Here is a 16885-nt window from a genome sequence, read left to right on the forward strand (position 1 = left end):
TGCGTGAAAATCAGCGCTTCAGGTCGCTGACTTCGCGCAGCATGTCGTCCACGGTCGTGATGATCTTGGACGATGCGCTGTAGGCGCGCTGAAAGCGGATCATATTGGTGAACTCGCCCGCCAGATCGACGGTCGATGCCTCGAGCGAATTCGCCGCGATCGCGCCGGCGCCCAGCGCACCCGGGGTGTTGAGCGTGTAACCGCCGGAAGCCCGGCTGGGCATATAGGCGTTGCCCGACATGCGGGTGAGCCCGTCCGGGTTCTGGAAGGTGGCGATCGGCAGCTGGAACACTGCGCGGGTGCTGCCGTCCTCGAAGATCGCGTTGACGGTGCCTTCCTTGGTGATTTCCACCGAGGAGAGGTTGCCGAGCATGCCGCCGTCGACGTTCGACGAGATCAGCGAGCTCTCCGGGCCGAACTGGGTCAGGCCGTCGATGCCGTCGTCGCTGCCCAGCGAGAGCTGGATCGGAACCGAGGCGGCGTCATTGGTCCATTCCGGCGTGAGCGGATCGAAGAAATTGCCGGTCGAGCCTGCACGATCGAGGCTGCCGTCCGGATTGAAGCTCACTTCGCCGCTGGCGAGCAGGCCGCCGGCCGCGGTCACGTCGCTCGCCGGATCCGAATAGGTCTCCGCCTGCCAGGTGTTCGGCCCGGTCTTGAGGAAGGCCATGGTGATCCGGTGCGCGCTGCCCTGCGAGTCATAGACGTCGAACGAGCGCGTGAAGCTGGGCTCCACGGTGCCGTCGGCCAGATCGCCCGCGGCATAGGCGCCGGTGTAGGCCGTGGTGCTCGACTGCAGGTTGATGCGCGCCTGGATGCGCGAGGTCGGCGAAGCGGTGCCGGTCAGGTCGCTCACGCGCACGGGCTCGAGCGAATTGAGGTTGCCGGTGTTGGTGAAGTTGCCCGACGGGTCGAGGCGCCAGCCGTAGAGGTAGAGCCCCGATGCGTTGCGCAGGAAGCCTTCCTCGTCCGGACGGAAATTGCCCGCGCGGGTGAAGGCGACGTCGCCGTCCGCGCCGGCGCTGGTCTTGGTGACGAAGAAGCCGCCGCCGTCGATCGCAATGTCGGTGCTGCTTCCCGAGGCCTGGAGCAGGCCCTGCTTGGAGACCATCGTTATCGGCGCCGCGGCGACGCCGCCGGCCGAATAGCTGCTCTTGGCGCGGCCATCGGTCACCAGCGTGCGGAACTGGGCTTCGACGCCCTTGTAGCCGATGGTGTTGATGTTGGTGATGTTGTCGGCGACGGTCGCCATCGCGCTGGACTGGGCGCTGAGGCCGGACACGCCGGCATAGAGAGCGGAATAAAGGCTCAAGACTTGAACTCCCCAGGACGCCCGCGGATGGATCACGCAGGCCACGGGGATATTGTAGGATGCCGAACGGCGGCCGGGCCGAAATGCCGCAGGAAATTTGATGCTGGGCAAAATTTGCCGGGTGCCCGCGCTCGAAGCGGAAACTTCTTCCTATAATGCGGGCAAAGCTTCACGAAAGGCATCTATCCATGCTCCGCATCACGCTTCGCGACGGCGAGAAGGCGATCGTAAACGGCGCGGTGCTGCGCGCGGTCGGCCGCACGCAGATCGCCGTAGAGAACCAGGTCTCGATCCTGCGCGGCCGCGAGGTCATGCAGCCCGAAGAGGCGACCACGCCCGCCCGCCAGCTCTATTTCGCCGCGATGCTCGCCTATATCGATCCCGCCAATCGCGCCCAGCATCAGGATAATGTAGTGGCGCTGGTCGGCACGCTGGTCGCTGCCCTCCCCGCCCCCGACGCGCGCGAGGCCTGCATCCGCTTCGCGCACGACATGGCGCTCGGCGACTATTACAAGGCGCTTTCCTCGGCGCGCGAGATCATCGCGTTCGAGAGCGAAGCCGCCGCCTCCGCGCAGGCTGCTTGAGGCCGCTTCCATGCAGACGCTGGCGAGTGCTGCCCGCGCGATCCGCGAGATGCTGCCCGATCGCCGCTTCGGCCGGGTGGTCGCGGTGCGCGGTGCGCTGATCGAAGTCGAGGGACTGGCGGGCGTCGCGCAGATCGGCAGCCGCGTCGAGATCACTTCGCCGAACGGCCAAGTCCAGGCCGAAGTCACCGCGCTCGACCGCGACGTGGCGCTCTGCCTTCCCTTCACCGATCCGCAGGGCGTGGGCCTCGGCGCGCGCGCCGATCTCGCCGCGGGCCAGTTCAGCGTCCGCCCGTCGTCCGCTTGGCTCGGCCGGATGATCGACGGGCTCGGCCGCCCTGTCGACGGGCTCGGCCCGCTGCCGCCCGGCGCCGATCCGCAGCCCATCAAGGCCTCTCCGCCCGCCGCCTCCAACCGCGCCCGCGTCGGCCATCGTATCGACACCGGTGTACGTACGCTCGATCTTTTCGTTCCCTTGTGCCTCGGCCAGCGGCTCGGCCTGTTCGCGGGATCGGGCGTCGGCAAGTCGGTGCTGCTCTCGATGCTCGCGCGCTGGACCCAGTGCGACGTCGCCATCATCGGCCTGATCGGCGAGCGCGGCCGCGAAGTGCAGGAATTCATCGAGGACGATCTGGGTCCCGAGGGCATGGCACGCTCGGTCGTCGTCGTCGCCACGTCGGACGAGCCCGCGCTGATGCGCCGTCAGGCCGCCTGGACCACGCTCGCCATCGCCGAGCATTTCCGCGACCAGGGCCTCAACGTCCTCTGCCTGATGGATTCGGTCACTCGCTTCGCAATGGCGCAGCGCGAGATTGGCCTCGCCTCGGGCGAGCCGCCGGCTACCAAAGGCTATACCCCTACCGTCTTCGCCGAACTGCCCCGCCTGCTCGAGCGCGCCGGCCCGGGCGAGCCCGGCAAGGGCATGATCACCGGGCTGTTCACCGTGCTGGTGGACGGCGACGACCATAACGAGCCCGTCGCCGACGCAGTCCGCGGCATCCTCGACGGCCACGTCGTGATGCGTCGTGCGATCGCCGAGCGCGGCCGCTATCCCGCGATCGACGTGCTCAAGTCGGTGTCGCGTACCCTCCCCCATTGCATGACCGATGCGCAGAACGAGACGCGCCTCGCCGCACGGAAGCTGCTCTCGACCTATGCCGACATGGAGGAGATGGTCCGGCTCGGCGCCTATAAGGCCGGGTCCTCGCCCGAGGTCGACCGCGCAGTCGCGCTCGCGCCGCAGATCGAGGCGCTGATCAACCAGGGCAAGAACGATCAGGGCGACGCCGAGGCGGCCTTCGCCGCGCTCGCCGCGATCGTCGGCATCGAAACCGAGGTCGCGGAAGCCCCTGCGGAGGCCGGCGAATGACTCCGTTCGATACGGCGCTGCGCATCCACCGCCGCGAGGTCGACACCGTCAAGGTAGCGATCGGCGCCGAGGTCGAGCGGATCACGGCGATCGAAACGCACGCACGCGCGCACGATGCCCAGATGCGCGAGGAACGCGCGCTCGCCCATGCCCTGCCCTTCTCCTCCGACGCATGGACCGCGCGGATGAAGGCGGACCGCGCACGGCTGCAGGAGGCGGCGACACTCGCCGAGGCGCGGCTCGGCAAGCTGCGCGTCCAGGCACTCGAGGCCTTTGGCACGATGCGCGCGATCGAAGGCGCCGCTGAACGCTATCGCGACGAAACCGAGCGCGTCGCCGCCCTCGCCGAGCAGGGCGCCATCGACGATCTCGCTGCCGCGCGCTTCCTCAAGCTGCGCGGCAAGGACAGCCGCAAGGAAGCGGGAGGCAGCGCATGATCCAGCGCGCCGAACTCGCCGCGCTCACCCCCGCCCAGCGCGCGCAGGTGATCTTCGCCGAAGCGCAGTCGTCGCTGTCGAACCGGCTGTGGCGCGCCGCGCTGGGCGACACTGACCGCAATGACCGCGACGCTTCTCCGCTCGGCGGCGGGAACATGAAGATGGATTCGTTGCTCGAGCTGCTGGGCAGCCAGCTTCCGGGCGGGGTCGCCGGCGCGCATGGCTGCGCCTGCCAGTGCGCATGCAATTGCCATGGCGCCAAGCCCCAGCTGGGCGACGCGCTCTCGGACGAAGGACGCCGCCAGGGCGGCTCCGGCCGCAGCGATGCTTCGGCTGCGGCCGAGCCGGTCGAGACCGTCTCGGCCACCGGCGGCGCTTCGGTCGGCAGCCTCGCGCTCGGCGCCAACGCGCGTTACGCGCCTGTCCTTGCCGCCGCGGAGGCCCGTACCGGCCTCCCCGCCACCACCATCGCAGCGATCGTCGATGCCGAAGCGGCGAAGACCAGCGACGGCCGCTGGAACCCGCATTCGCGCAACCCGCGTTCGAGCGCCGCCGGGCTCGGCCAGTTCCTCAGCGGCACCTGGACCGATCTCGCGCAGACGCCTGGCACCTGGCTCAACGGGCATGCCGCCGAGCGCGGCTGGCTCGACGGCCGCGGCCGGCTGAGCACCGGGAACCGCGCCGCGCTGCTCGCGCTGCGCTACGATCCCCAGGCGTCGATCCTGAGCATCGCCGACTTCGCCAAGCTCAACCTCGATCGGCTCGAGAAATGCGGCGTGCGCGTGCGCACCGACGCCGAGACGCTCGCCAAGGCGGCCTATCTCAGCCATCACCTCGGCCTGGGCGACGCCCAAAAGTTCCTGCGCGGCGGGATCGAGCCCAGCCGGGCGCGGATGCTGCTTTCGGCACAGATCGGCTCGGCCGCGGCCGAGCAGCGCATCGCCAGCGCAGGCGGCGCCACCCACGCTCATCGCCAGTGGCTGCTGGGCTTCATCGATCGCCGGATTCGGCCCGAACAGTTCGCCGGCTGATTTTTCGCCGGACGCGTCCCGGCGCGGCATATCCAATCCTATAATGGTACTACGGATGAACCCCTAACCATATGCCGTTTGCTCCCACCTTGCGCGTATGGCCAAAAAAATCTTAACCCTAGAAAGCCGCGGAAATTCGTGGGTTTACGGCCGAAATTTAGGACTATGTAGCTTTCCATATCGGATTAGTTAGATTCTATTAGGAATAGCGGCGGCAAAGGATGTCCACGGACGGCGGGGGGGAGCCTGCAGTCCGGTCCAACCAGGGGACATCGAATGTCGAAGACCACGATTGCGCTAGAAGCCGCCGTCACCATCGTAATCGAGAACACGCCGAAGGACGCCAAGCAGACTGCGCGCCAGCGCGCCGAGGTCGATCGCGCCTTCGCTCGTATCCTCAAGCTGATTGCGCCGCGCATCCGTCACTTCATTCGTCAGTACGGCCTAACGGCGCACTGGGACGATGCCGAGCAGTGCTGCGCGATCGCAGTCCACCGCGCCATTCAGGCCTATGAGCCCGAGAAGGCCCAGTTCACCACCTTCGTCAATTGGCAGATCCGCGGCGAGCTCCAGAGCCTGCGCTTCCGCCTGATGACCGATCAGCGCCCTTCGGCGAAGAAGGTCGAGGCGACCACCGTCTCGCTCAGCGCCATCGCGATCTCGCCCGACGGCGAGGAAATGTCGCCCGAGGCGATGATCGAGGACGAGGACGCCCTCGCCCGCACCGAGGCCGCCGCCTCCGACTATCTCGCCGATGGCGCGATCGGCTCGCTGATCGATGCCTATGTCGATCATCTCCGCACGGTCGGCATCGAGCAGCTTCGCCGCCGCCCGCGGCCGAAGCGCGAAGAAGCCGCGCTCCGCCGCGAAGGTCCGCGTCTCCGCCTCGCCACCCACGGCATCGATCCCGCCGAGCTCGAGAAGCTGGAGGCCAAGCTGCAGCGCGATCGCGAGATCGTCGCCCGCCGCGTGTTCCAGGCGTCGACGCTCGACGATCTGTCGCTCGAGACCGGGATCACCAAGGAGCGCATCCGCCAGATCACCAAGCGCGCCGCCAAGACGATTGCGGAGATCGCCATCGCCGATCCGCGCTTCTCGGTGATGGCCGAATATGGCCAGCCCGCGACGGCCAGGCGCCGCCAGCCCGCGGCTGCGCCGGCCGCCTCGATCCTCCCGGATCCCAAGCTGCCGCACAACCGGCTCGCCCGCGTCGAGGCAGTCGGCCCGGCCGCGCTCGCGCAGGCGGCCGCTACCGCATCCAAGGATGCTGAGGCCGAAACGGTCGAGGCGATCCACCTTCCCGGACCCGCCGTCTCTCCCAGCGCTTCGCTGCATTGATCTTCGCTGCATGATTTTGCGGATGTGCGACCCCGCGGGTCGCACTTGCATCCTATAAATCAATCACCAGCGAGAGGGATGGTGATGGCGATTGAGGGCGATGGCGCGGAGCAGGATGCGGGCTGGACGATGCTGCCCCGCCCCAACCGGCGGCTGACGTCGCTGGCCGCCGAGGCCGCCCGCTGCGCACGCCCGCTGCTTCCCGAGGGTAGCGGGCTGTTCCTCAGCCTGGAGACCGACGCGACCGAAGAGCTTCGCCTGATCTGGTGGCGCCGCGATTTCCGGCAGGTTGCCCGGATCGCTGCCACCCCCGAGGGCTTCTGCCCGGAGGACAGCTACGAAGGCGCGCTCCAGGAAGCCGCCGCCGAACTCCTCGCCTATCTTTCCGGCCGCTGGCCGACTCCTCCCGCCGATTACGGTGTGATCACCGACGGTATCGGTGTGGCCTTCGCGCCAAATCATCCCTCTCCCTCGGTCGAAGGCTGGCTGTTGCAGCAGGCAAGCGGCAGGTCCGGCCTGCTTGCGATATTGCCGCTGGACCCGAACGGGCCGTGCGCGCTGCTTGCGGCGACTGATTGCGGGACACTGCTCCATTAAATCCGCCTATAGTTAGACTTGCAATTTTGTGCGGATTAATTCTTTGTCCTCGACGGGGAGCGGTCGGACGAACCGTTTGGGGGACAGGATATGAAGGCCGGGGACAAGGGCGACGTGCCCGATGCCGCAGCGCGGCGCGGGGGCATGCCTATAGACCTGCGCCGAACGATCGTCTTTCCGAACCGGATGCGCGAGCATCGCCGCGCGCGCGGCTTTCCCAAGCTGCTCCGTCTTTCGGTCACGATCCCCGAGATTCCCTATATCCGGCTGTCCAAGATCGAACGCGGCGAAGTCGTCCCCCGCGCGGACGAGCTGCGCCGCGTCGCCCGCGCGCTGGATCTCGCTCCCGCCGAGCTTCTCATCGACGTCGATGCGCCCGAATTCAGCCTGGCTGCATGGGCGCAGCCGTTCGAGGACGGCAGCAAGACCGACGAGGCCGAGGAGCATTTCGCAGTCTATCTCGGCGCCGCAGTGCGGGCGCGGCGCACGGGTGACCCCGTCCTCACCATCGCAGCGATCGGGCGCGAATTCGGCATCCCGCCGGTCAATCTCTCGCGCATCGAGAATGCGCTGAAGACCTTCGATCGCTGGAACGCGGCGACCCGCCAGGCGCTGCTCCGCTTCTTCGGCGTGCAGGGCGAACCCGAGCTGCGCGCGATAGTCGAGGCAAGGCGCGATGCAGGCGCACTCGATGCTTTCGTAACCGCCATCGCCGATCCCGCCGCACGTCGCGATCGGATGCGTGCGCGCATCGCCCAGCTTGCCGCCGAGCTCGCCGAGCCCGATCCCGATCCGCTTCCCCGCCCCGCGCTCGCAATCATCCCATCGACGGGCGTGGGCGGGCGCCTGCTCCCGGTGCTCGGCACCGCGCTCGCCGACGGGCTGATCTCCGGAACTCCCACCGACCGGACGATCGAGGCGCCCCCGGCCGCCGGTCCGCGCGCTTTCGCGCTGAAGGTTTGCCGCGCCACGCTCGGCGCCGGGCTGCCGGCGCAGGCGACCGTGATCGTCGATCCGGACCAGTTCCCCGTCCCGGGCGGACTCGCCGCGCTGCATGAGGGCGCCGGGTGGCGCCTATTGTCCGTGGGCTCGGATCGGGACGGCCGGATGATCGGCTACAGCCTCAATCCCGAGCTTGCGCTGACGCTCGACGAATTCGATCCCTCCCGGCTCGCCCGGGTGATCGCCGCCGTCTACGTCTGACCGGCTACCCGCCGCCGTGACATCGTCCCCCGCCGTGCTAAGGCAACACCCATGGGAAAACTGATCGCGATCGAGGGCGCGGACGGCGTCGGGAAGAACACTGCGTGCCGGGGCCTTTGCGATGCGCTGAACGCCCGCGGCCGCAAAGCCACGGTGATCGGCTTCCCGCGCTATGGCGAGACGGTCGGCGGAGTCACCATCGGGCGCTTTCTCGCCAGCGAGATGGGCGTGCCGGTCAGCCCGCGCGCGGCAGCCGTTCTCTACGGGCTCGATCGGCTAGAATGGCGCGACGCGATCCTCGAGGCACAGGCGAACCACGATGTCGTGATCTTCGATCGCTACGTCGCTTCCAACATGGCCTATCAGGCCGCACGGCTCGACGCCCACGAAGCGCGCCCGATGATGGATTGGATCCTCGCGCTCGAAATCGGGCAATTCGCCCTGCCCAGTCCCGCTCTCTCGGTCTATCTCGACACGCCCTGGGAGCTGGCGCGCGAGCTGATCCTCAGGAAGGCGCAGCGCAGCTACACCGACAAGAGCTTCGACGAATATGAAGCCGATATCGCGCTCCAGCAGCGCGTCCGCGCCAACTATGAGGCGATTGTCGCGGCCGATCTGCTCGGGCCCTGGAAGATCGTCCGGGCAAGCGAAGGCGGCGCCATGCGCGATCCCAAGATGATCGTAGACGAAATTGCGAGTCATCTGTAAAAATCATATATATACAACCTGCGCTGGTGCGGCTTGACAGCATGGCCGGTCCGGCCGCATGGTAGCGCTATCAAAACTAATTACGGGCGAGAGGTCTTGGACGGCTCTTCTGCTGCTTTGCTTCCTGCGGATCATGCGCAGGCAACCCTGATCGGACGCGTTCTCCTCCCGCAAGGCCCCACACCCGTGGTGGTTCGCGGGGGTACCGTGTACGATGTGTCGGCAATTGCCCCCACCGTCGCCGATCTGCTCGAACGCGACGATCCCGGCGCAGTGCAGGGCAGCGTGATCTGCAGCGCTGAGGCGCTCGGAACCGGTTCCGGCCCGCGGCTGCTCGCGCCGGTCGACCTCCAGTGCATCAAGGCATGCGGCGTCACCTTCGCCGTTTCGGCGATCGAGCGGGTGATCGAGGAGCGCGCGCGCGGCGACGCCGATCAGGCCGCGGCGATCCGCGGCGATCTCGAAGCGCGCGTCGGCTCGGGCATCCGCTCGGTCGTCCCCGGCAGCGCCGAAGCCGCCAGCCTCAAGTCCGCGCTGATCGATGCCGGCATGTGGTCGCAATATCTCGAAGTGGCGATCGGCCCCGATGCCGAAGTGTTCACCAAGGCGCCGGTCCTCTCCTCGGTCGGCTGGGGCGACGAGATCGGCATCCGCTCGGACAGCGACTGGAACAACCCTGAGCCCGAAGTCGTGCTCGTGGTAGACAGCAGCGGCCGGCCGCGCGGCGCGACGCTCGGCAACGACGTCAATTTGCGCGATTTCGAGGGCCGCAGCGCCCTGCTGCTCGGCAAGGCGAAGGACAACAACGCCTCGACTTCGCTGGGCCCCTTCATCCGCCTGTTCGACGAGGGCTTCACGATGGACGATATCCGCTCGGCGGTGGTCGACCTCGAGATCGTCGGGCCCGAGGGCTATCGCCTCGCCGGCACCAACAAGATGAGCGAGATCAGCCGGGATCCTACCGAGCTCGTCCGCCAGGCGCTGAGCGAGCATCAGTATCCGGACGGTTTCGCGCTGTTCCTCGGCACGCTGTTCGCGCCGGTGCAGGACCGTGATCACCCGGGCCGCGGCTTCACGCACAAGCCGGGCGACGTCGTCCGCATCTCCACGCCCAGGCTTGGTGCGCTGGTCAACCGCGTGACCACTTCCAAGGCGGCAGCGCCCTGGGAGTTCGGCATCCGCGATCTGATGCGCAACCTCGCCGAACGCGGCCTGCTCGCGTCGAAAGCCACTGCATGATCCCGGCGGGAAGCGCGCCCCGGCACGATCGCCGCGCGCTTCCGCCTTCAATGAAATCGGAAGCCCATGTACGAAAGCGAAACCCTGGTGTCGGAAGCTGATCCCAAGCACATGCCTCTCGCGCACGATCAGCGAGCCGTCTATCCCAGCCTGAAGGGCAAGCGCGTCCTGGTGACGGGCGGCGGCTCGGGCATCGGCGCCGGCATCGTCGAGGGCTTCGTCCGGCAGGGCGCCGACGTCACCTTCTTCGACATCGCCGAAGCGGACTCGCAGGCGCTGGTCGAGAGCCTGAAGGGCGCCGAGCGGCCGCCGGTCTTCCAGCGTCTCGACCTTACCGACATCAAGAGCGTCCAGGCGAGCATCCAGGCGCTGATCGACGCCAACGGCCCGTTCGACATCCTGGTCAACAACGCCGCGAACGACGATCGCCACTCGATCGAGGAAGTCACCGAGGAATATTGGGACAATCGCATCGGCGTGAATCTCAAGCATCTGTTCTTTGCGGCCCAGGCCGTGATCCCGGGGATGAAGGCTCAGGGCGGCGGCGTGATCGTCAACCTCGGCTCCATTTCCTGGCACCTCGCGCTCGAGGGGCTGGCGCTCTACCAGACCGCCAAGGCAGCGATCGAGGGCCTGACGCGCAGCCTCGCCCGCGAGCTGGGGCCGGACAACATCCGCTCGGTCTGCATCGTCCCCGGCAACGTCAAGACGCCGCGCCAGATGAAATGGTACACGCCCGAGGGCGAGGCCGAGATCGTCGCGGCGCAGTGCCTCAAGGGCCGGCTGGTGCCCGACGATATCGCCGCGATGGCATTGTTCCTTGCCTCGGACGACGCCCGGCTGGTAACCGGCCACGAATTCTTCGTGGATGCAGGGTGGCGTTGAGATGACCAAGGTAGCGGTTTCCGAGCCCGTCAGCATCTGGCAGCTCGGAGCACCGCTGGGCGAAGGCCCGGTCTGGGTCGAGCGCGACCAGGCGCTGTGGTTCGTCGACATCAAGAGCCACAAGATCCACCGCTACGATCCCGCCAGCGGCGGCACGCGGAGCTGGGACGCGCCCGGCCAGGTGGGGTTCATCCTGCCCGTCGAGAGCGGCGGCTTCGTCGCGGGCCTGCAATCCGGCCTCTCGCGCTTCGACGAGCGCGACGGCAGCTTCACCCCCATCTGCACCCCCGAGCCCGACCACCCCGGCAATCGCCTCAACGACGCGACCGTCGATCCGCAGGGCCGGCTCTGGTTCGGCAGCATGGACGACAGCGAAGAGGCGATCACCGGCGCGATCTACCGGCTCGGCGCCGACGGCAGCTGCGTCGCCACCAGCCCGCTCGTCGCGATCACCAACGGCCCGGCAGTCTCGCCCGACGGCAAGACGCTCTACCACGTCGATACGCTGGGCGGCATCATCTACGCCTGCGACATCGATGCCGCGGGCATACTGGTGAACCGCCGCGAGTTCGTCCGCATCCCCTATGGCGAAGGCTTCCCCGACGGCCCGACCGTCGACAGCGAGGGCTGCGTCTGGGTCGGCCTTTACGCTGGCTGGGGCGTGCGCCGCTATTCGCCCGCAGGCGAGCTGCTCGAGGAAGTGAAGTTCCCGGTGAGCGCGATCACCAAGATCGCGTTCGGCGGACCCGACCTCAAGACGGTGTTCGCCACCACCGCCAACAAGCACATCGCCCCCGGCGACCTTTCGAAGGAGCCGCACGCCGGCGACCTCTTCCGCTTCGAAGTGAGCGTCCCCGGCCAAAAGGGCATGCTGATCCGCGAAGGCGTCTAGAGGGCGGCGGCATTCAGCCGCGAGAGTGGCACCTGCCCCCGCCTCAATCCTCCCCCGCCAGGGGGAGGTGGCGCCGAAGGCGGCGGAGGGGGCGGATGCCAGAACGTGAGCGGCGTGCTTCCTCCCCCTCCGTCATGCTTCGCATGCCACCTCCCCCTGGCGGGGGAGGATTTCTCGCGTTCAACCCAGCCCCTTCTCGCGATCCGCTTGCAACGGCGCGACGACATCGGCTCGCAAGAGCCGCTAACGATTAGCAATACCATAAAAGCCGCCTTCGAATCGGCTCGGCTTCCCCATGCGGCCAAATCCGGCCTTCGGGAGTTTGACGCGGCGGGAAGCGTGAGGCTGCGTCAGAACCGCGCATGTATGGGCATATAAACCGCGCCGATCGGACCCGAGCCGCAGCGATCTCTGCCGGGATCATGGGCGTGGTCGGCTACGCGCTGGTGCTCGGCCTCGCCCCGCAGATCGTGCGCGCGCCCGGCGAGGCGCTTCAGCTGTTCGAGATCGGGCCCGAGCCCCCTCCTCCGCCCGAGGAGAAGACGCAGCCGCACGAAGTCCGCAGCAGCCGTCCCGAGGGGCGCGCCGCCCCGCCGAACCTGCGCTCCGAGCCCACGCAGGTCGTCGCGCCCGAGCCGGTGATTCCGGTCCCCGTGCCGCCGCCCGTCGTCGCGGCTCCGATCGCAGGCACCGGCAGCGCGCCGACCGCGGGCAGCGCCGACATCGTCGGCCCCGGAACCGGCGCGGGCGGCGTCGGCGACGGGCGCGGCAGCGGCGGCGCAGGCGACGGAACGGGCGGCGGCGGCGACTCCCCGCCCCGGCGGCGCAGCGGCCGGCTCAGCGACCGCGACTATCCTGAGGCTGCGATGGAAGCGGGAGAGTCCGGCACCGTATCGGTCCGCTATCTCGTGTGGACCGACGGAAGCGTCCGCGAGTGCGAGATCGAGCGCTCCAGCGGCAGCCGCATCCTCGATCAGACCACCTGCCGCCTGATCGAGCAGCGCTTCCGCTACTGGCCCTCACGCGATGCCCGCGGCCGCCCCGTCCCCGCCTATATCATCGAAGACCATACCTGGGTGCTCAACATCGAGCCGGTCCAGCGCCGCCGCTGAGCGCCCCCGGGCTGCCGCCCCGCACGTCAGCCAGGCTGAAGCACCGTCACATCGACGTCGCAGCGGATGCGGAAGCCCAGCGCCTCGTAGAGCGCGATCGCGCCGCGATTGTCGGCATAGGCATGTAGGAACGGCGTCTCCCCGCGCTCGGCGATCCGCCGCGCCACCACCGCCATCAACGCACCGGCGAGCCCGCGACCGCGATGATCCGGATGCGTGCACACACCGCTCACTTCGGTGAAGCCCGCCGGCTTCATCCGCTCGCCCGCCATCGCGACCAGCCTGCCGCCCTCGCGCACGCCGATGAAATTGCCGAGCCGGTGCGTCCTGGAAAAGAAAGGCCCCGGCTCGGTGAGAGTCGCCAGCGCCAGCATCTCGGCGGCATCGGCGTCCCCCAGCTCGACGAAATCGCAGGTCTTGCGCGCCGGTGCGAGCGCCGCGGCAACCATCTGCACCCCCTCGCGCCGCTTCTCGATCCGCGTGCCCGGGACCGGCGACAGCACGCCGCGCGCAAGCACGATCGCAGGGCCGGTAGCCGCGATCAGCGCCCCGAGCGCTTCAAGCGAAGCAGGCGCGTGGTCGCGGACAGCGGCGAAGATCGCATGATCGGCGTCATAACGCAGCGCGTCCCCTTCCCCCCGCGCGAGATACGCCTGCGGTCCCCGAAGCGCAGACCAGGCGGGATTGTCGAGCGGGTGGACCATGTGCCTCACCTAATCCGCGGCGCTCCGGTCGTCACTATCCGGCTGCAAGCCTATGCAGGATTGACTGGTCGGCATACGATTCATATACGTTTCATATATTCTATTTCTCTAAGGACTCCTAATGGGCATCGTGAAAATCGACGAGGAACTGCACGAGGAGGTCCGCCGGGCCAGCACGGTCATGTGCCGCTCGATCAATGCGCAGGCCGAGTTCTGGATGAAGATCGGGATGCTCGCCGAGGCCAACCCCAGCCTCTCCTTCAACGATATCGTGAAGATGCAGTTCGCATCGGCGCATGTCCGCTTCCCCGAGGCGGCCGCCGCCTGACATGGTGAAGACTCCCGACGAGCTGGCGCTCATGCGCGAATCGGGCAGGCTGCTGGCGTCGGTCTTCGAGATGCTTGATTCTATGGATCTCGCCGGCATGTCGACCTTGCAGGTCAACGATCTGGTCGAGCGCTTCATCACCACGGACCTCGCCGCGCGCCCGGCAAGCAAGGGCCAATATGGCTTCGGATATGTCCTCAACTGCTCGATCAACCACGTCGTCTGCCACGGCGTGCCCGACGCGGGCGAGATCATACGCGATGGCGACATCATCAATCTCGACATCACGCTCGAGAAGAACGGCTTCATCGCGGATTCGAGCAAGACCTATCTGGTCGGCAATGTCCCGCCCGCCGCGCGCCGGCTGGTGCGGGTGGCCCAGGAAGCGATGTGGAAGGGCATAGGTCAGGTCCGGCCCGGCGCGTATCTGGGCGACATCGGCTCCGCGATCGAGCGGCACGCCAAGCGGAACGGCTATTCGGTCGTTCGCGAATATTGCGGCCACGGCATCGGCCGCGAGATGCACGAGGAACCGCAGGTGCTCAATTTCGGTCGCCCGGGCACGGGCCTGAAGCTGCGCGAGGGCATGGTCTTCACGATCGAGCCGATGATCAACCAGGGCACCCGCAAAGTCTCCACGACCGACGATGGCTGGACGGTGGTGACCAACGACCGCAAGCTCTCCGCCCAGTTCGAACACACGGTTGCGGTCACGAGCACGGGGGTCGAGGTGCTGACCCTGCGTCGGGATGAAGCACCGCTGCGGGCGAACCTCCGCTAGCATCCAGGACCAGCCGGTGAGCGCTGCGGGCGGGGCATAAGCGGCGGAACCGCCCTGCAGCAGCCGCTATGCGCGCGAGGGTAAGGGTGATGTCTTCATTGCCCCGGAGGTGCCTTCTGCGGCCCGTTACTGCGCTTTGGCGCGACAGGGTCGGGGATGGGGCTCGCACCGCTGGGTGACCTGCTAGCGAGCGTCCATTCTACTGTATCGATGACACCAGACCCGCTTACCTCGATGCGGTTTACCCCGGGTTCGAGTTCCAGGAGCCAGCGGGCAATGTGGCTCTCGACCGGGCGCTTACCCAGCGACCGGCCGTTCAGGATGAGCTCCAGTTCGGGCACGTTGGAATAGACCCTCACTTCGGTACTCGCCTCTGTGCGCCGGTTGAGGCGCCGATCAGCGACGTGCACCATAGGGACCTTGGACCAATTGGCCTGATACCAGTAGAATGCGTCTTTCCTGACCTGACGATCGTAGCTGACGAGACCCTTGTCATTGATCCCTGGCCGATCTCCCTCGCGCCTTCCATCGGATGCCAGGTCGAACGCGACCCATACAAAGCTTCCCCCCAGATAGGGCCGCGCGGCAAGCTGCGGCCAGTTCAGTTCGTGATACGCAGTCTGGGTCTGTTCGGGATGCCAACCGCTGGTCGTTACGATATTGGCTGGGGGAGGTAGCTGCTGATGGCGAATGCTCGCTCCGGCGCCATATTCTCCGACCAGGAAAGATTTGTCAGGATATCGGGCGTGAAACCCGTCCGCCCATTCGCCGATCGTCCCCTTCTGCTCCGCATACCACCCGAAATAGCGATTGAACGCGATGAGGTCGCTGACGCGCGCCTTGTCGACATCGTCAGCCTGGCAGCAATGGGCATAAATCGTCTGGCGTGAAGGATCTTCCTGTTTCACGACCTGCTGAAGCCCGGCCAGAACGCGCGTGACGTCCGGCGTCGTCGCATAGACTTCGTTGCCCAGCCCCCAGACCACGATGGAGGGATGATTGTAGTTCTGCCGGATCAGCTCGCGCATCTGTTGCGCGGCGTTCTCGGCAAATGCTGCGCCCGGATCGCTCTGGCCATTCAGGCCGATCTCGGTCCACACGACCAAGCCTCGCCGATCCGCTTCCTCGTAGGCGCGCTCCGGATGCTGAAAGTGGACGAAGCGTACCGCGGTCACACCAAGCTCATCGAGCGTCTTCATGTCCGCCTCGATTTCGTTGGGTGTCACTGCGAGCCCTCGTCCAGGCCGTCCCGAATGGAACAGATTGACGCCGTGAAGCGGATAGGGCGCGTCGTTGAGAAGGAAGCCGCGCTTGGGATCGAAGCGTGCGGTGCGAAGGCCGAGCGGCACGGTGACTGTGTCCAGCGGTGCCCCGTCGACGCGGCGAAGTTCGGCGCTGACACGATAGAGATAGGGATCGCTGCGTCCGTTCCACCGTCTGGGCCGCGAAATCACGAGCGGGACGACTTCCATGCCGGTTCCGCCGGAGGCGAGGCTCACCGGCCGCTCGATGCGCGCGACGGGGCTACCCCCCGCATCCTTGGCCACAATTGCGAGGCGGAACCGGCTTGCTTTGCGGCCGTCGTTACGCAGTTTGACGCGCACGTCGAGGCGAGCCGCGTCATCGGTCAGGCTTCGAGTAACGACCTGCAGCCCCGGGCTGCCATGATCGAGCAGCTCGACATGCTGGTCGCCGGTCTCCACGAGCGCGACGCTGCGGTAGATCCCGCCGAAGAGCGTGAAATCGCCTCCGAGCGGAGTTACGTCGGAAATCTTGCTGTTGTCGATGCGAACGGCGATCAGATTGCGCCCGGCATGCAGCGCCCGCGTGACGTCGAAGCGAAAACGCGCATGTCCTCCCGCGTGCCGGCCGACCTTGATGCCGTTGACCATCACCTCGGTCACCAGTGCAGCGCCGTCGAACTGGAGGAAAGCGCGCCCTCGCGGTGCGGTGGTCAAGGTCAGCGTCCGGCGGTACCAAGCGGGTCCGCGGTAATAACCCCCGCCATCGTCGCCGTCGGCGCCGTTGTACGTGTGCGGCAAGGTAATCTGATCCCACCCTGTATCGTCGAGATCCGCTTCGTCGCCGCGTTCGACGTCTCCACGGAAGAAGCGCCAGCCAGCGTCGAGTGAAGTCACGACGCGGCCCGCATCTGCCGGAGATGTAGTCGTACTGGCGCCGGCGCCTTGCGCTGGTGCGATAATTCCCATGGCCAGGGCTATCGTGAAAAGAAGCTGCAACCGCATGGGTCTCCCTTCGGGCTCACTCCGGCCAAACGCAATAGACTGCCGGAGATCGAGGAAGTCTCAGCTTAAAGCCGCTAAACGACCGGGATTGGGGCGGCGTGCTGCCGATAACAGCGGAC

General features: G+C 67.2%; 17 protein-coding genes. 14 read left to right on the forward strand and 3 right to left on the reverse strand.

What is annotated here, in order from left to right:
* Positions 1-10: 10 nt before the first annotated feature.
* On the reverse strand, positions 11-1312 hold the full coding sequence (locus ACMGDH_RS14625; RefSeq protein WP_436828704.1) for a flagellar hook protein FlgE: 1302 nt from the start codon (positions 1310-1312) through the stop codon (positions 11-13).
* Between the two features lie 188 nt (positions 1313-1500).
* Between ACMGDH_RS14625 and ACMGDH_RS14630 the strand changes: the two genes are divergently transcribed.
* The 12 genes from ACMGDH_RS14630 to ACMGDH_RS14685 all read left to right on the forward strand — a co-directional run bounded on the left by ACMGDH_RS14630 (position 1501) and on the right by ACMGDH_RS14685 (position 12707).
* Positions 1501-1896 (forward strand): flagellar biosynthesis repressor FlbT, encoded by a 396-nt coding sequence (locus ACMGDH_RS14630; RefSeq protein ID WP_436828705.1) that lies wholly within the window; start codon positions 1501-1503, stop codon positions 1894-1896.
* A gap of 10 nt (positions 1897-1906) precedes the next feature.
* Positions 1907-3265 carry a flagellar protein export ATPase FliI gene (gene fliI, locus ACMGDH_RS14635; protein WP_436828706.1) on the forward strand — a complete coding sequence of 453 codons (1359 nt, stop codon included), beginning with the start codon at positions 1907-1909 and terminating at the stop codon, positions 3263-3265.
* Positions 3262-3702 carry a hypothetical protein gene (locus tag ACMGDH_RS14640; protein ID WP_436828707.1) on the forward strand — a complete coding sequence of 147 codons (441 nt, stop codon included), beginning with the start codon at positions 3262-3264 and terminating at the stop codon, positions 3700-3702. Before fliI ends, ACMGDH_RS14640 begins: the two co-directional genes overlap by 4 nt.
* Positions 3699-4733: a lysozyme family protein gene (locus ACMGDH_RS14645; RefSeq protein ID WP_436828708.1), complete on the forward strand. Its 1035-nt coding sequence runs from the start codon at positions 3699-3701 to the stop codon at positions 4731-4733. The genes ACMGDH_RS14640 and ACMGDH_RS14645 overlap by 4 nt, the downstream gene beginning before the upstream one ends.
* Before the next feature lie 276 nt (positions 4734-5009).
* The gene (locus tag ACMGDH_RS14650) at positions 5010-6071 is read left to right on the forward strand and encodes a sigma factor-like helix-turn-helix DNA-binding protein (protein WP_436828709.1); all 1062 of its coding nucleotides are present in this window, start codon (positions 5010-5012) and stop codon (positions 6069-6071) included.
* Positions 6072-6155: 84 nt separating this feature from the next.
* Positions 6156-6668: a hypothetical protein gene (locus ACMGDH_RS14655; RefSeq protein WP_436828710.1), complete on the forward strand. Its 513-nt coding sequence runs from the start codon at positions 6156-6158 to the stop codon at positions 6666-6668.
* 90 nt (positions 6669-6758) lie between these two features.
* Positions 6759-7871, forward strand: coding sequence for a helix-turn-helix domain-containing protein (locus ACMGDH_RS14660; protein ID WP_436828711.1), 1113 nt, complete (start codon positions 6759-6761; stop codon positions 7869-7871).
* Positions 7872-7922: 51 nt separating this feature from the next.
* Positions 7923-8579, forward strand: coding sequence for a dTMP kinase (locus ACMGDH_RS14665; RefSeq protein WP_436828712.1), 657 nt, complete (start codon positions 7923-7925; stop codon positions 8577-8579).
* 96 nt (positions 8580-8675) lie between these two features.
* Positions 8676-9818, forward strand: coding sequence for a fumarylacetoacetate hydrolase family protein (locus tag ACMGDH_RS14670; RefSeq protein ID WP_436828713.1), 1143 nt, complete (start codon positions 8676-8678; stop codon positions 9816-9818).
* Between the two features lie 111 nt (positions 9819-9929).
* Positions 9930-10703, forward strand: coding sequence for a D-xylose 1-dehydrogenase (xylB, locus tag ACMGDH_RS14675; RefSeq protein ID WP_436828901.1), 774 nt, complete (start codon positions 9930-9932; stop codon positions 10701-10703).
* 1 nt (position 10704) lies between these two features.
* A complete protein-coding gene (locus ACMGDH_RS14680) occupies positions 10705-11595 on the forward strand; it encodes an SMP-30/gluconolactonase/LRE family protein (protein WP_436828714.1) in 891 nt (296 codons plus the stop codon).
* A gap of 362 nt (positions 11596-11957) precedes the next feature.
* Positions 11958-12707 (forward strand): energy transducer TonB, encoded by a 750-nt coding sequence (locus ACMGDH_RS14685; RefSeq protein ID WP_436828715.1) that lies wholly within the window; start codon positions 11958-11960, stop codon positions 12705-12707.
* 26 nt (positions 12708-12733) lie between these two features.
* Here the strand turns inward: ACMGDH_RS14685 and ACMGDH_RS14690 are convergent, their stop codons facing one another.
* The gene (locus tag ACMGDH_RS14690) at positions 12734-13411 is read right to left on the reverse strand and encodes a GNAT family N-acetyltransferase (protein WP_436828716.1); all 678 of its coding nucleotides are present in this window, start codon (positions 13409-13411) and stop codon (positions 12734-12736) included.
* Between the two features lie 121 nt (positions 13412-13532).
* On the opposite strand from ACMGDH_RS14690, the gene ACMGDH_RS14695 reads away from it, so the two are divergent.
* A complete protein-coding gene (locus tag ACMGDH_RS14695) occupies positions 13533-13739 on the forward strand; it encodes a ParD-like family protein (protein ID WP_436828717.1) in 207 nt (68 codons plus the stop codon).
* Position 13740: 1 nt separating this feature from the next.
* Positions 13741-14520 carry a type I methionyl aminopeptidase gene (map, locus tag ACMGDH_RS14700; protein WP_436828718.1) on the forward strand — a complete coding sequence of 260 codons (780 nt, stop codon included), beginning with the start codon at positions 13741-13743 and terminating at the stop codon, positions 14518-14520.
* Positions 14521-14615: 95 nt separating this feature from the next.
* On the opposite strand, the gene ACMGDH_RS14705 is transcribed toward map, so the two are convergent.
* Positions 14616-16766: a glycoside hydrolase family 2 protein gene (locus tag ACMGDH_RS14705; RefSeq protein WP_436828719.1), complete on the reverse strand. Its 2151-nt coding sequence runs from the start codon at positions 16764-16766 to the stop codon at positions 14616-14618.
* Positions 16767-16885 lie beyond the last annotated feature (119 nt).

This window comes from Sphingomonas radicis (assembly GCF_051400635.1).
Classification (GTDB): Bacteria; Pseudomonadota; Alphaproteobacteria; order Sphingomonadales; family Sphingomonadaceae; genus Sphingomonas.